This is a genomic window from Zhihengliuella alba (genome assembly GCF_039538765.1).
Taxonomy (GTDB): Bacteria; Actinomycetota; Actinomycetes; order Actinomycetales; family Micrococcaceae; genus Zhihengliuella; species Zhihengliuella alba.
Genome location: NZ_BAABCJ010000002.1, coordinates 583375 through 598342, shown reverse-complemented (window position 1 = coordinate 598342; position 14968 = coordinate 583375). Strand labels below are relative to the sequence as shown.

The window sequence follows — 14968 nt, the reverse complement described above, 5'->3', positions numbered from 1 at the left end:
AATCGGAGGTACCTGTGGATCGACCGGAGCATCCATCCCATCGCGGCACCGGCCCCGCCTTCCTGCGCGGCCTGCTGGCCGTGGCGGCGTTGGCCCTCTGGCTGGGCGTGATGGCCGTGGGCGGCCCGACGTTCGGCAAGATCGGCGATGTGCAGACCACGGATCGCACCACGTTCCTGCCGGCGTCCGCGGAGGCGACGCGCGCCGTCGAGTGGCAGTCGAAGTTCGCCGAGTCGGACTCGACGCCGGCCGTCGTCGTCATCGAGTCGGCCGAGGGCCTGGCGCCGCCGGCCGCCGAGCCGCTCGTCGAGGACATCCGGACGGCCGAGGTGGGCGGCGCCGCGATCGTCGACGGGACCGTCGTCGGACCCCTCCCGTCCGACGACGGCCGCGCCCTCGAGCTGATCGTCCCCGTCTCCGGCGGTCTCGACGTCGAGGCCGCCGTCGCGGAACTGCGCTCGCTCGCCGATGCGGCCCTCGCCGCCGGCGACCTCCCGGAGGACGCGTCCGTCTACGTCACCGGCCCGGCCGGATTCGCCGCCGACCTGACGGAGGCGTTCGGCGGGATCGACGGCGTGCTCCTGGCCGTAGCGCTCGCGGCCGTCCTCGTCATCCTCGTGGTGGTCTACCGCTCGGTGCTCCTGCCGATCTCCGTCCTGCTCACGGCGGTCGCAGCCCTCTGCGCGGCCATCGTGGTCGTCTACCAGATGGCCGCGGCGGGCCTGATCCGCATCGACGGCCAGAGCCAGGGCATCCTCTCCATCCTCGTCATCGGCGCGGCGACCGACTACTGCCTGCTGATCGTCGCCCGGTTCCGGGAGGCGATCGCCGCAGGGCTGGAGCGCTGGGCGGCGGTGCGGCAGGCGTGGCGGCGCTCGGTGGAGCCGATCCTCGCCTCGGCCGGCACCGTGGTGGTCGGCCTGCTGTGCCTGATGTTCTCCGATCTCAACTCGAACAAGGCACTCGGCCCGATCGCCGCCAGCGGCATCGTCTTCTCGGTGCTGGCGGCCATGACGCTGCTGCCGGCGCTGCTCGGCTTCATGGGACGCTTCGCGTTCTGGCCGGTCATGCCCAAGCCGTCGCCGGAGGGGACCGATGCGGAGGAGCGGACCGTGGCCGAGAGCCGGGCCGCCTACCCGTTCTGGTCGGCCATCGCGGGCTGGGTCCGCCGCCGGCACCGGCCCGTCTGGATCGTCACGGGCCTGGTGCTCGCCGTCGGCTGCCTCGGCGTGACGCAGCTGCAGGCGTCCGGCGTCCCCGAGTCATCCCTGGTGCTCGGGGAGTCCGAGGCCCGCGACGGCCAGGAGGCGATCGCCCGGCACTTCGACGCTGGCTCGGGCTCGCCCACGCAGATCTACATCGACGAGGTGGCCGCGGACGAGGCCCTGGAGGCGGTGGCCGGGCTCGACGGCGTCGCGTCCGCGGCTGCGACGGCGGACGGCGGCGGCCCGGTCAGGCCGGGGATGGAGCCCCGCGTGGTGGACGGGAACGTGCAGATCAGCGTCACGCTGACGGATCCGCCGGACTCGGCCGCCGCGGAGGAGACCGTGCTGGAGCTGCGCTCGACGGTCCACGCCCTGGACCGCGCGTCGGTGGTCGGCGGCCCGACGGCGACCGCGCTCGACCAGCAGGCCACGGCCCAGGACGACGTCCGGAAGATCATCCCGCTGGTCCTGGGGGCCATCCTCCTGATCCTCATGCTCCTGCTGCGGTCCATCGTCGCGCCGGTCGTCCTGGTGGCCACCACGGTCCTGTCCTACGGCACGGCCATGGGTGTCTCCGCGCTGGTCTTCAACGGGATCCTGGACTTCCCCGGCGCCGACCCGACGGTCCCGCTCTTCGGCTTCACGTTCCTCGTGGCCCTGGGCGTGGACTACAACATCTTCCTCATGAGCCGGGCCCGCGAGGAGGTGGCCCGGCTCGGCGTCCAGGACGGCATGACCCGCGCCCTCACGGTGACCGGCGGGGTGATCACCTCGGCCGGCGTGGTCCTCGCGGCCACCTTCGCCGCGTTGACCGTGGTCCCCATCATGTTCATGGTCCAGCTCGGCTTCATCGTCGCGTTCGGCGTCCTGCTGGACACGCTGGTGGTCCGGACCCTCCTGGTGCCGGCGCTGGCGCACGATCTGGGCCGTTGGCTCTGGTGGCCCTCGGTCCTCTTCCGGCGCTCCGAGGGGCGCTGAGACCCTCCGCCGGACCACCGGTCCGAGTGGCGGAGGGGCCCCGGGCGGCATCGCTGACGGCGAACAGGGCGGCGCGGCCCTCGTCACACGCCACAAAGTGCCTAGTCAGGGCCTTGGGATGAGCTCGTCGCATCGTCCCCGCCGATGGTTCCCGCCAAAGTTGAGTCAACTCCGCTCAACTCTGGATTGACAGCGGACCCGGCGTGAGTAAAGTTGAGTCCAGAACGCTCAAGCCAGCGTGCCGGACACCGGCGGCCGGACCGAGCGGACCCATCGTCAGAAAGAAGGAGCACCATGTCACGTGCAGTAGGAATCGACCTCGGAACCACGAACTCCGTCGTGTCCGTCCTCGAGGGCGGTGAGCCGACCGTCATCGCGAACGCCGAGGGCGCGCGCACCACCCCGTCGGTCGTGGCCTTCTCGAAGTCCGGCGAGGTCCTCGTCGGCGAGATCGCCAAGCGCCAGGCCGTCAACAACATCGATCGCACCATCGCCTCCGTCAAGCGCCACATGGGCACCGACTGGAGCGTCGAGGTCGACGACAAGAAGTACACCGCGCAGGAGATCTCCGCGCGCACGCTGATGAAGCTGAAGCACGACGCCGAGTCGTACCTGGGCGAGAAGGTCACCGACGCCGTCGTGACCGTCCCCGCCTACTTCAACGACGCCGAGCGCCAGGCCACCAAGGAGGCCGGCGAGATCGCGGGCCTGAACGTCCTGCGCATCGTCAACGAGCCGACCGCGGCCGCCCTGGCCTACGGCCTCGACAAGGGCAAGGAGGACGAGCTCATCCTCGTCTTCGACCTCGGCGGCGGCACGTTCGACGTCTCCCTCCTCGAGGTGGGCAAGGACGAGGACGGCTTCTCGACCATCCAGGTCCGCTCCACCGCGGGCGACAACCGTCTCGGCGGCGACGACTGGGACCAGCGGATCGTCGACTGGCTGCTGGCCCAGGCCAAGTCCAAGGGCGCCGACCTGTCCAACGACAAGATCGCCCTCCAGCGCCTGAAGGAGGCCGCGGAGCAGGCCAAGAAGGAGCTCTCCTCGGCCACCAGCACCAACATCTCGCTGCAGTACCTCTCGGTGACTCCCGAGGGCCCGGTGCACCTGGACGAGCACCTGTCCCGCGCCAAGTTCCAGGACCTGACCAAGGACCTGCTGGAGCGGACCAAGAAGCCGTTCCAGGACGTCATCCAGGAGGCCGGCATCAAGGTCTCCGACATCGCACACGTCATCCTGGTCGGCGGCTCCACCCGCATGCCGGCCGTCGCCGAGCTGGTCAAGGACCTGGCCGGCAAGGAGGCCAACAAGGGCGTCAACCCGGACGAGGTCGTCGCCGTCGGCGCCGCGCTCCAGGCCGGCGTGCTGAAGGGCGAGCGCAAGGACGTCCTGCTCATCGACGTCACCCCGCTCTCCCTCGGCATCGAGACCAAGGGCGGCGTGATGACCAAGCTCATCGAGCGCAACACGGCCATCCCGACCAAGCGCTCGGAGACCTTCACGACGGCGGACGACAACCAGCCGTCCGTGTCCATCCAGGTCTTCCAGGGCGAGCGCGAGTTCACCCGCGACAACAAGCCGCTGGGCACCTTCGAGCTGACCGGCATCGCGCCGGCTCCGCGCGGCGTGCCGCAGATCGAGGTCACCTTCGACATCGACGCCAACGGCATCGTCCACGTGTCCGCCAAGGACAAGGGCACCGGCACCGAGCAGTCGATGACCATCACGGGCGGCTCCTCGCTGTCCGAGGAGGACATCGAGCGCATGGTCAAGGAGGCGGAGGAGCACGCGGCCGAGGACAAGGCACGCCGTGAGGCGGCCGAGACCCGCAACGCCGCAGAGCAGTCGGCGTACTCGGTGGAGAAGCTCATCAAGGACAACGAGGACAAGCTCCCCGAGGACGTCAAGACCGAGGTCCAGGCCGACGTCGACGCGCTCAAGGCCGCGCTGGAGAAGCAGGACAACGACGACGAGGTGAAGACCGCGTTCGAGAAGCTCCAGAGCTCCCAGACGAAGCTCGGCGAGGCCCTCTACTCGCAGGCGCAGTCCGAGGGCGCGGCGGGCGACGCCGCGGCCGACGCCGACGCCGACGGGGCCAAGGACGACGAGGACATCGTCGACGCCGAGGTCGTCGACGAGGACGAGAAGAAGTAAGGACGGTTCCTTCCATGCCGCATCACGGTCACGAGGAAGAGCACGGCGAGGAGCCGGTGCGCTTCAACGACAAACGGAAGATCGATCCGGAGTCGGGTCAGCCACGCGGCACGGAAGCTGCCGGGGAGGGGTCGGCCGACCCCGCCCCGGCGGACGCCGGATCCGCGGAGGCCGGCTCCACCGAGGGCCAGGCTCCGGACGGCCGCGCCCCCGAGGGCGGCTCCGACGCCGAAGCGGGCAGCGCGGAGGCTGATGCCGCCGACGCCCTCGCCGAGGCGGAGCGCATCATCAACGGTGCCTCCGGCGAGGACGCTGCGCCGGAGGCGGCGACGGACGTCGAAGCCGAGCTGCGCAACGATCTGCTCCGCCTGCAGGCGGAGTACGTGAACTACCGCAAGCGGGTCGAGCGCGACCGCGAGCAGGTCCGGGAGCTGGCCGTGCAGTCGGTCCTCACCAGCCTGCTGCCGGTCCTCGACGATCTGGACGCCGCGCGCCAGCACGGCGACCTCGAGGACGGGCCGTTCGCGGCCGTCGCCCGCAAGCTCAACACGATCCTCGAGGGCCACGGGCTGGAGGCGATCGCCGACGCCGGCGTCGCGTTCGACCCGAACGTCCACGAGGCGCTGATGCAGCAGCCGAACCCGGAGGTCCCGGCCGACCACGTCGCCCAGGTCCTCCGCACCGGCTACCGCAAGGGCGAGCGCGTCCTGCGCGCCGCAGGCGTGATCGTCTCGACCGGCGAGTAGCCGGAACACCTCCCGGGCCCCGCGGGCCCGGGGGCGTGCATCGCCGTCGTCCCGGATCGTCCCGTCGCCTCCCCGAGGCGGCCGGGGTCTCCGGTACGACGGCGGTGCTCGCCAGGGCGGGCCCGACCCGCCGCCGACGCGGCGCACTAACATTCACCGACACACGAGGAGGAGACGCCGGATGGCAAGCCAGGACTGGGTCGACAAGGACTTCTACGCGATCCTCGGTGTCTCCAAGGATGCGTCGGACGCGGACATCAAGAAGGCGTACCGCAAGCTCGCCCGCAAGTACCACCCGGACACGAACCCGGGCGACGCGGACGCCGAGAAGCGCTTCAAGGACGTCACCGAGGCCAACACGGTCCTCTCCGATCCCGAGCAGCGCCAGCAGTACGACGCGATCCGGGCCATGGGCTCCGGGGCGCGCTTCAGCGCCGGCGGCGCGGGAGGGCCCGGCGCCGGCCCGGGATTCGACGACGTGTTCAGCAACCTCTTCGGCGGCGGCGCGCAGGCCGGCGGCTTCGGTGGTCGCCGGTCCTACGGGCCCGCCGGCGGGCAGGTCCCGCCCGAGTTCGCCGACCTGTTCGGCGGCGGGGGCTTCGGCGGCGGCTTCCAGGAGCCGCCGCGCAAGGGCGCCGACCGGACGGCCACCGCGAACATCTCGTTCGGGTCCTCCATCCAGGGCACCAAGGTCAGCCTGCGCGATCCGTCGGGCGAGATCGTCGAGGTCCGCGTCCCGGCCGGCATCAAGGACGGCCAGACCGTCCGCGTGCGCGGCAAGGGCCAGCCGGGGCAGGCCGGCCCCGGCGACCTGATGGTCAAGGTCCACGTGAAGCCGCACCGGTTCTTCGCCCGCGACGGCAACGACATCCGGGTCCATGTGCCCGTCTCCTTCGCGGAGGCGGCCCTCGGCGGCGAGATCGAGGTCCCCACCCTCGCCGGCGACACCGTCCGGCTCAAGGTCCCGGCCGGGTCGAGCTCCGGGCGGACCCTGCGCGTGAAGGGCCGCGGCGTCAAGACGGCGAAGGCGACCGGGGACCTGCTGGTCACGATCGACGTCGTGGTGCCCCAGAACCTGTCCGGCGAGGCCCGGGAGGCCGTCGAGGCGTTCGCCGCGGCGACGGCCGACGCCGATCCCCGCGCGGGGCTGGCCGAGAAGGCCGCGCTCTAGGGGACCGCCATGACTGACGATGTGACGCCGGTGTTCGTGATCTCCGTGGCGGCCCAGCTCGCCGACATGCATCCGCAGACGCTGCGGCAGTACGACCGGCTGGGCATCGTGAGGCCGCAGCGCCAGCGTGGCAAGCAGCGTCGGTACAGTGCGCGCGACGTCGAGCTGCTGCGCGAGGTGCAGCGCCTCTCCAAGGACGGGGTCTCGCTCGAGGGGATCAAGCGGATCATGGAGCTGGAGCACCAGGTGCAGGCGCTGCAGTCGCGCGTGAGCGAACTGACCGAGGAGCTGGAGGCCGAGCGCTCCACGCGGCGCCTGCAGTCCGACCTCTCGCGGGTCTTCGCCGCCGGCTCGGCGGGCGACGTGGTGACGCTGGCCCGCGGCGAGCGTCCCCGTCCGCGCAGTCAGGCGCTCGTGGTCTGGGAGCCCCGCCGCCAGTCCGGCCGCCAACTGGGTCGCTAGTCGGGGCAGCGCCGGCCAGGCAGTTCTGGTCGGGCCGTTCTGGTCGGGCCGTGCTGGTCAGGCACCGCGAGTCAGGCGTCGCTGGTCAGCTGTGGATCAGCCGGTCGCGGGCGGCTCCGCACCGCACGCGCCAGGGCCCGGCGCGGCGCTAGGCTGGGAGGACAGGCGCCCCGTTCCGGCGGCGCCGGACCCGGGAGGATGAACGGTCATGGCAGCACCAGTCACGGAACCGCGCGCAGGGGAGCCGACGGCAGGCCGCGAGGCGGCCCGGAGCGGGCCCCTTCCCTCGAGGCTGTCCCGGCCTGCGTCCCCGTCCCACGCACGACGGCGACGCGTGCTGCCGGCGGTGGGCCTCGGCGTCGCACTGGCCCTGGCCGTGGCCGCGTGCAGTCCCGGCGGCACCGAGCCCGAGCCGACCGAGGGGAGCACCCCGGCCACGCCGGACGCCTCGTCCCCCGCGGCGTCGGGGACAGGAACGGCCGAGCCGGACGCCACCGCACCGGAGAGCCGCGGAACGGACGCGGACCCGTCCGCGAGCGGCGACGCCCCGACGCCGGCCGACGGCGATTTCGGCACCGACCCGCGGGAGAGCGAGGGCTTCCCGGAGGCCCTCGACGTTCCGGCCGAGGGGGACGAACTGCTGCTCGAGGACGCCCGCGTCGGCGGCCACGACGGGTTCGACCGGATCGTCTTCGACCACACCGACGGGGCGCTGCCGGGGTACCGCGTCGAGTACGTCGAGGAGCCCACGGAGCCCGGCAGCGGCCACCCCATCGAGATGGCCGGCTCCGCCTACCTCGCCGTCCACGTCACCGGTCTGCGTCCGGGCATGGCGGGGGAGGAGCACGGCCACGCAGTCCTGGACAAGGCGTGGACAGGCGACTCGGACATCCTCCTGGAGACCGTCACGACGAGCGTCTTCGAGGGCGCGTCCAGCTACTACGTCTCGCTCGACGAGAAGCGCCCCTTCTCGGTGCAGATGCTCGAGGACGGATCGCGGCTCGTGATCGACGTCGAGAACTGACCCCGGACGACGAAGGGCGGACGAACCGTATGGCATCGAGACTCCGCGCGGCCGGCCGCGGCGGGCGTGCCCATCCGGAGGCGAGCCACCCTGTGGCCCCCACGGCGTACGATCCCCCTGTGGTGGCACGGGACTATGCGGAGTACACGGCCGAGGCGCGCCGCCGGTTCGACGAGCTCTGGGCCGTGCGGCGCGGCCTCGCGGACCGGCAGCGCCGCGCCGTCGAGGGCGTCGGGCACGCGCTCCGGCACGGTTCCATGGACCGCGCGATCCCGGAGCGGAGGCTCCTGTACCTGGACCTCACCGGACCGCGGCCGCTGGCCGCGATCGCGCTCGGCGACCTGGACACGGCGAGCCACATCACGTGGCACCTGCAGGGTGTGGGGATCACACCCGACACGGCCATGTGGGGGACGGTCCGCGAGGCCGGGCAGGTGCTGCTGGAGCAGCGCCGGGTCGGCGCACCGAACCCGGCGTCCATCGCCTGGCTCGGCTACCGCCCGCCCGGGTACCTCATGGCCCTCTCCGCGATCCACGCCAAGGCGGGGGTCCCGCGGTTCGTCGAGGACTACCTGCGGCTGCAGCGCTTCCGGCCCGACCGCCCGCACCTGGCACTGGAGGGCCACTCCTACGGCTCGATCGTCGCCGTGCTGGCCCTCGAGCACTTGGCCCGCGTCATGCCGCCGGGACAGCCGCTCGTGGACGCCGTGGTCTCCACCGGCTCGCCCGGCCTGCCGTCGAGGTTCCGGGACAGTGTGGAGTCGCTGCGCATCCGCGACGAGCGCCTCTTCGACGCGGTGGCCCGGAGCGACTACATCGCGCGGGCCGGCCGCTGGCTCGGTCAGCTCAGCGGGGCCCGGTCGCGCGTGGGCCGCGAACTCGGCGTGGAGGCCCGCCCGGAGCTCGGGCTGCACCCCGTGACCGGCCACAACTCCTCCCACTTCGTTCCGGGCAGCCTGCAGAGCGTCTACGGGTACCGCGACCCCGGCACCACGTCGCTGCGGAACATCGCCCGCGTGACCACGGGGCTCGCTCCGATCTGAGCCCACCCCCGGGGCCGCACCCTGCAGACCTGCCGGCGGCCGGCCCCCTGATCGGGAGCCGGCCGCCGGCATCGTGTCTCGGCCCGCGGGGCGCGGGCGGGAGCGGGTGGCCCGCTACTTCGCGTGCTTGGCGTGCGCGGGCTCGAACGACTCGACGTCCTCCGGTGTCCACGCGGTGATGCCGCTGAGCTCGGGCATGTCCGTGGCCAGGAAGACGGGATCCTGGCCGAGCGCGCGCTGGGCGCTGTAGTGCTTGAGCAGCTTCAGGGCGATCCCGCCCAGGAGGAAGATCGAGACCAGGTTCGTCAGGGCCATCAGTCCCATGATCCCGTCCGCGAAGCTCCACACCACGTTCACGCTGGCCAGCGCGCCGATCAGGACGGCGGTGGTGGCGAGCGTGCGGTAGGCCGTCATGACGGCCTTGCTGCGGGTCATGAATGCGATGTTCGCCTCGCCGTAGTAGTAGTTGCCGATGATCGAGCTGAAGGCCAGCAGCAGGATGATGACCGCCAGCAGGACGGCGGACCAGGCTCCGAGCGAGTCGGCCAGCGCGCCCTGGGTCAGCTCGATGCCCTGCGTCTCTCCGAGCGGATCCGGGACGGAGACCAGGATGATGAACGCCGTCACCGAGCAGACCACGAAGGTGTCGAAGTAGACGCCGAGCGTCTGCACCAGGCCCTGCTTCACGGGGTGGGACACGGCCGCCGTCGCGCCGACGTTCGGCGCGGAGCCCAGGCCGGCCTCGTTGGAGAACATGCCGCGCTTGACGCCCTGCATGATGACCGCGCCGAGACCGCCGCCGACGGCGGACTGGAAGTTGAACGCCTCGGTGAAGATCGAGCCGAGGACCCGGGGCAGCTCCGAGATGTTCACGACCACGACGAGGAGCCCGACCAGGATGTAGAGCACCGCCATCGCCGGCACCAGGGACTGGCTGACCTGGGCGATGCGGCGGATCCCGCCGAACACCACGAGCGCCGTCAGCACGGCCAGCGCGACGGCGATCGTCACCATGAGCGTCGGATCGCTGTTGCCCGCGGCCCCGGAGATGGCCTGGGCGATCGTGTTGGCCTGGAGGGAGGAGAACGCGATCGGGAAGCAGATCACCAGGATGACGGCGAAGACGATGCCGAGCCAGCGGGCCTTGAGCCCCTTCTGCATGTAGTAGGCGGGGCCGCCGATGTAGCCGTCGCTCGACTTCTCCTTGTAGAGCTGGCCGAGGGTGGACTCCACGAAGCTCGAGGCGCCGCCGATGAACGCCATGATCCACATCCAGAAGACGGCGCCGGGACCGCCGATGGCGATCGCCGTGGCGACGCCGGCCACGTTGCCGACGCCCACGCGCGAGGCCGCGGAGACGGTGAAGGCCTGGAAGGAGGAGATGGACTTCGGCTTGCCGTCCCGGCCCACCAGCGCCTTGTCGGTGAGCGTGCGGAGCATGTTCGGCAGCATGCGTGCCTGGACGGCTCCGGTGCGGATGGTGAAGTAGAGGCCGACGATCGCGACGACCGGCAGGATGATCCAGGTCCAGAGCCAGCCGCCGGATTCGCCGAGCCAGGCCTCGATGGCCTCGTTGTGGAAGAGTTGCATGCGAGCGAATATACCCGCCCGGTCATGCAGCGTCAGCGCCGCCTGTACGCCAGGTCGAAGATCGAGCGGCCCGCCGCCAGCGCCTTGGTCTCGAAGCTCGTCTGCACCCGGCCCTCGAAGCGCGGCGCCCAGCCGCCGGCCTCGCCGTCGTGCAGGTTCTCGAAGCGGGTGTCCGCCTCGAGGACGTCACGCATCTGGTGCGCGTACTCCTCCCAGTCCGTGGCGAGCCGCCAGAGACCGCCGGGGCGCAGGGCCCGGTGCGCGCGATCCGCGAAGCTCTCCTTGACGAGGCGGCGCTTGTGGTGGCGAGACTTGTGCCAGGGGTCCGGGAAGAAGACCCACAGCTCGTCGACGCTGCCCGGGGCGAGCAGGTGCTCCAGGACCTCCGGGGCGTTCGCCTGGATGACACGCACATTGGTCAGCCCCTGCTTGCCGGCGCGCAGCATGAGCTGGGCCAGGCCAGGGGCGTAGACCTCGACCGCGAGGTAGTCGCGCTCGGGGTGCGCGGCCGCCGCTGTGACGATCGCCTCACCGAGTCCCGAGCCGATCTCCACGGTCAGGGGCGCGGTCCGGCCGAACACGGCCTCCTGGTCGAAGCCGGCCTGGCGACTGACGGAGGTGTCGGCGATGTCGCGGGGGACCTCGTAGAGGTACTGGCCCGCGTACTTCTCCCAGGCGGCCAGCCGGCGGCCCTGGAGGCGCGATCCGCGGCGCACGAAGGACACGGGCTCGGAGCGGTAGTAGCTGGGGTCGTCGACGGCGCGGCCGCTGACGGGCTGCTTGCGGTTCTCCGGGGAATTCACCCTGAAAGGGTACCCGTCCCGCCGTCCGGGCATCCGAGGCCTGCGGGACCGGCTTGCGGGCGAATCAGGGAGAACCCCTATGGCCGCATCCGGCCGCAGGGGACAGAATGAGGCCATGAAGTCCACACTCTCCGCCATCCTGAACGTCATCTGGCTCGTCTTCGGAGGCCTGTGGCTCGCCCTCGGCTACTTCGCCGCCGGCATCGTCTGCTGCATCCTCATCATCACCATCCCCTTCGGGATCGCGTCCTTCCGGATCGGGCTCTACGCGCTGTGGCCGTTCGGCCGGACCATCGTGGAGCGCCCGCGCGGCGGCGGGGTCGGGGCCACGCTCGGCAACGTCATCTGGGTCCTGGTCGCCGGGATCTGGATCGCCATCGGCCACGTGCTCACCGCGATCCCGATGTTCCTGAGCATCATCGGGATCCCGCTGGGCATCGCCAACCTCAAGCTGATCCCCGTCTCACTGGTGCCGCTGGGCAAGGAGATCGTGCCCTCCGATGCCGTCCTGCCGACCTACCGCCGCTACTGACGTGACCGGCGCACGGTCCGCCGGTCCGCCTCCGGGAGCCGGGCGGTGAACGCCTGGCTCGCGCTGGCCGCCATGGTCGCGACGGGTACGACGGCGGTCGTGTACTGCAACTTCTCGTTCCGGGTCATGCCCCGGCTCGCCGCCCTGGCGCCGGCCGACGGCATCCTGCGCATGCAGGGCTTCAACCGGAATGCGGTCCGCCCGCCCTTCATGGCCGCGTTCTTCGGTGCGGCGTTGCTCAGCGTGCTGCTCGCCGTCCGGGCCGTGACGGCGGGACCCGGCACGGCGGCACCGGTGCCGGGAGCCCTCCTCGTCGGAGGAGCGGTGCTCTACCTCGCGGGGTTCGTGCTCACCGTGGTCTACCACGTGCCGCGCAACGAGTCGCTGGCGCGGCTGGATCCGCGGGCGGCCGGCGCGGTGCCCGTCTGGCGGGCCTACCTCCGCGAGTGGACGCGGGCCAACACGGTGCGCGCCGTCCTCTCGACGGGATCCGCCGCGGTCTTCTGCGCCGCCGCCGTCCTCTCGGCCTGAGGACGCCACCGCCTCTGCCAGGGGGAATAGATCCTCGCGCGACAAAGTTGAGCATAGTAGACTCAAGTTTGAGTGGATCGTCCGCGCTGACAGCGATGCAGAGAAAGGATCACGAGTGGACACCAAATTCACCACCCAGAGCCAGGAGGCCCTGTCCTCGGCCGGCATGAACGCCTCGACGGCCGGGAACCCGCAGATCGAGCCGGTGCACCTGCTGAAGGCCCTCATGGACAAGCGGGAGTCCGTCGCCGTCGCACTGCTGAAGGCCGCCGGCGTGGATCCCGACGTGGTCTCCGTCCAGGCGAGTGGCGCCATCAAGGCGCTCCCGGCGTCGTCCGGGTCCTCCGTGGCGCAGGCGCAGTTCTCGCGGCAGCTCCTGCAGGTGGTCGGCGCGGCCCAGCAGGCGAGCTCCGAGGCCGGGGACAGCTATGTCTCCACCGAGTTCCTCCTCATCGGTCTCGCCGGCGACACCGGCCGGGCCGGTGAGATCCTCCGCGAGGCGGGCGCGACCCCCGAGGCGCTGACGACGGCGCTGCCGGGGCTGCGCGGGGACCGCACCGTGGGCAGCCCCGACCCCGAGGCCACGTTCCAGGCCCTCGAGAAGTACGGCACGGACCTGACCGCGATCGCGCGCTCCGGCAAGCTCGACCCGGTCATCGGCCGGGACGCCGAGATCCGCCGCGTGGTCCAGGTGCTGTCCCGGCGCACCAAGAACAACCCGGTCCTCATCGGCGACCCCGGCGTCGGCAAGACCGCCGTGGTCGAGGGGCTGGCCCAGCGCATGGTCGCCGGCGACGTCCCGGAGTCGCTGCGCGGCAAGACCCTGATCGCGCTGGACCTCGGCTCGATGGTCGCCGGCGCCAAGTACCGCGGCGAGTTCGAGGAGCGGCTGAAGGCCGTCCTCGAGGAGATCAAGAACTCGGACGGGCAGATCGTCACGTTCATCGACGAGATCCACACCGTCGTCGGCGCCGGCGCCTCCGAGGGCGCCATGGACGCCGGCAACATGCTCAAGCCCATGCTGGCCCGCGGCGAGCTGCGCCTGATCGGCGCGACGACGCTGGACGAGTACCGCGAGAACATCGAGAAGGACCCCGCGCTCGAGCGCCGCTTCCAGCAGGTGTACGTGGGGGAGCCGAGCGTGGAGGACACGGTCGGCATCCTGCGCGGCCTCAAGGAGCGCTACGAGGCGCACCATAAGGTCCAGATCGCCGACTCGGCGCTCGTGGCCGCCGCGAACCTCTCCAACCGGTACATCACCGGCAGGCAGCTGCCGGACAAGGCGATCGACCTCGTGGACGAGGCCGCCTCCCGCCTGCGCATGGAGATCGACTCGGCCCCCGAGGAGATCGACGTGCTGCGCCGCGCCGTCGACCGGCTGACCATGGAGGAACTGGCCCTCGAGGGCGAGACCGACCCGGCATCGGTGGAGCGCCTCGAGGCGCTCCGGGCCGACAAGGCCGACAAGGCGGAGCAGCTCGATGCGCTCAACGCGCGGTGGGAGGCCGAGAAGGCCGGCCTCAACCGGGTGGGCGATCTGAAGGTGCGGCTCGACGAGCTGCGCATGCAGGCCGAGCGGCTCCAGCGCGAGGGCGACCTGGAGAAGGCCTCCCGCCTGCTCTACGGGGAGATCCCGGCCCTCCAGCAGCAGCTCGCCGAGGCGCAGGAGGCGGAGCAGAACGCGGGCGGCCACGAGCTGATGGTCTCCGAGGAGGTCTCCGCCGAGGACATCGCCGAGGTGATCAGCGCCTGGACCGGCATCCCCGCCGGCCGCATGCTGCAGGGCGAGTCCCAGAAGCTGCTCGCCATGGAGGACTTCCTGGGCCGCCGGCTCATCGGGCAGTCGAAGGCGGTCTCGGCCGTCTCGGACGCCGTCCGCCGGGCGCGGGCCGGCATCTCCGACCCGGACCGCCCGACGGGGTCGTTCATGTTCCTCGGGCCGACGGGCGTCGGCAAGACCGAGCTGGCCAAGGCGCTCGCCGACTTCCTCTTCGACGACGAGCGGGCGATGGTCCGCATCGACATGTCCGAGTACTCGGAGAAGCACTCGGTCTCGCGACTGGTCGGCGCCCCTCCCGGATACGTCGGCTACGACGAGGGCGGCCAGCTCACCGAGGCCGTGCGCCGCCGCCCGTACTCGGTGGTCCTCCTCGACGAGGTGGAGAAGGCCCACCCGGAGGTCTTCGACATCCTGCTCCAGGTGCTCGACGATGGACGCCTCACCGACGGCCAGGGCCGCACGGTGGACTTCCGCAACGTCATCCTGGTCATGACCTCGAACCTCGGCTCGCAGTTCCTGGTGGACCCCGCCCTGGACGACGACGCCAAGCGCCAGGCGGTCATGAACGTCGTGAACGGCTCCTTCAAGCCGGAGTTCCTGAACCGGCTCGACGACGTCATCATGTTCGATCCCCTCTCGCTCGAGGAGCTGGGACGGATCGTCGACCTGCAGGTGGCGGCGCTCGCCCGCCGGCTGGCCGAGCGTCGGCTCACCCTGGACGTCACGGATGCGGCCCGCGAGTGGCTGGCCCTCACGGGCTTCGACCCCGCCTACGGGGCGCGGCCGCTGCGGCGGCTGGTCCAGCGCGAGATCGGCGACCGGCTGGCCCGGGAGCTCCTCGGAGGCGGGATCGCCGACGGCGACGAGGTCCTGGTGGACATCGAGCCGGAGGAGAGCAAGCGGACCGGCCTCAGGGTCACGCGCGCGGCCTAGCGTCGTCGGCGGCGGC

The 14968-nt window shown here is 71.5% G+C and carries 12 protein-coding genes; 10 read left to right on the top strand and 2 right to left on the bottom strand.

Annotated elements, in window-relative coordinates:
- The first annotated feature begins 14 nt into the window (after positions 1 to 14).
- The 7 genes from ABD784_RS08445 to ABD784_RS08415 all read left to right on the top strand — a co-directional run bounded on the left by ABD784_RS08445 (position 15) and on the right by ABD784_RS08415 (position 8783).
- Positions 15 to 2183 (top strand): MMPL family transporter, encoded by a 2169-nt coding sequence (locus ABD784_RS08445; RefSeq protein ID WP_344882814.1) that lies wholly within the window; start codon positions 15 to 17, stop codon positions 2181 to 2183.
- 294 nt (positions 2184 to 2477) lie between these two features.
- Complete coding sequence (gene dnaK / locus ABD784_RS08440) at positions 2478 to 4337, top strand: molecular chaperone DnaK (protein ID WP_344882811.1); 1860 nt, start codon at positions 2478 to 2480, stop codon at positions 4335 to 4337.
- A gap of 14 nt (positions 4338 to 4351) precedes the next feature.
- A complete protein-coding gene (locus tag ABD784_RS08435) occupies positions 4352 to 5083 on the top strand; it encodes a nucleotide exchange factor GrpE (protein ID WP_344882808.1) in 732 nt (243 codons plus the stop codon).
- Positions 5084 to 5264: 181 nt separating this feature from the next.
- Positions 5265 to 6254, top strand: coding sequence for a J domain-containing protein (locus ABD784_RS08430; protein ID WP_344882805.1), 990 nt, complete (start codon positions 5265 to 5267; stop codon positions 6252 to 6254).
- A gap of 9 nt (positions 6255 to 6263) precedes the next feature.
- Complete coding sequence (locus tag ABD784_RS08425; RefSeq protein ID WP_344882802.1) at positions 6264 to 6716, top strand: heat shock protein transcriptional repressor HspR; 453 nt, start codon at positions 6264 to 6266, stop codon at positions 6714 to 6716.
- A 208-nt stretch (positions 6717 to 6924) separates the two neighbouring features.
- Positions 6925 to 7740, top strand: coding sequence for an AMIN-like domain-containing (lipo)protein (locus tag ABD784_RS08420; RefSeq protein ID WP_344882799.1), 816 nt, complete (start codon positions 6925 to 6927; stop codon positions 7738 to 7740).
- 122 nt (positions 7741 to 7862) lie between these two features.
- Complete coding sequence (locus tag ABD784_RS08415; protein WP_344882796.1) at positions 7863 to 8783, top strand: alpha/beta hydrolase; 921 nt, start codon at positions 7863 to 7865, stop codon at positions 8781 to 8783.
- 114 nt (positions 8784 to 8897) lie between these two features.
- On the opposite strand, the gene ABD784_RS08410 is transcribed toward ABD784_RS08415, so the two are convergent.
- Complete coding sequence (locus ABD784_RS08410) at positions 8898 to 10373, bottom strand: alanine/glycine:cation symporter family protein (RefSeq protein WP_344882793.1); 1476 nt, start codon at positions 10371 to 10373, stop codon at positions 8898 to 8900.
- Between the two features lie 32 nt (positions 10374 to 10405).
- Positions 10406 to 11209 carry a tRNA (guanosine(46)-N7)-methyltransferase TrmB gene (gene trmB, locus ABD784_RS08405; protein WP_425582943.1) on the bottom strand — a complete coding sequence of 268 codons (804 nt, stop codon included), beginning with the start codon at positions 11207 to 11209 and terminating at the stop codon, positions 10406 to 10408.
- An 82-nt stretch (positions 11210 to 11291) separates the two neighbouring features.
- Between trmB and ABD784_RS08400 the strand changes: the two genes are divergently transcribed.
- From ABD784_RS08400 to clpB, 3 genes are all read left to right on the top strand, one after another.
- Positions 11292 to 11708: a YccF domain-containing protein gene (locus ABD784_RS08400; RefSeq protein WP_344882787.1), complete on the top strand. Its 417-nt coding sequence runs from the start codon at positions 11292 to 11294 to the stop codon at positions 11706 to 11708.
- Positions 11709 to 11753: 45 nt separating this feature from the next.
- Positions 11754 to 12239 (top strand): anthrone oxygenase family protein, encoded by a 486-nt coding sequence (locus ABD784_RS08395; protein ID WP_344882784.1) that lies wholly within the window; start codon positions 11754 to 11756, stop codon positions 12237 to 12239.
- A gap of 115 nt (positions 12240 to 12354) precedes the next feature.
- Positions 12355 to 14952: an ATP-dependent chaperone ClpB gene (clpB, locus tag ABD784_RS08390; RefSeq protein WP_344882781.1), complete on the top strand. Its 2598-nt coding sequence runs from the start codon at positions 12355 to 12357 to the stop codon at positions 14950 to 14952.
- The last annotated feature ends 16 nt before the right edge of the window (positions 14953 to 14968 follow it).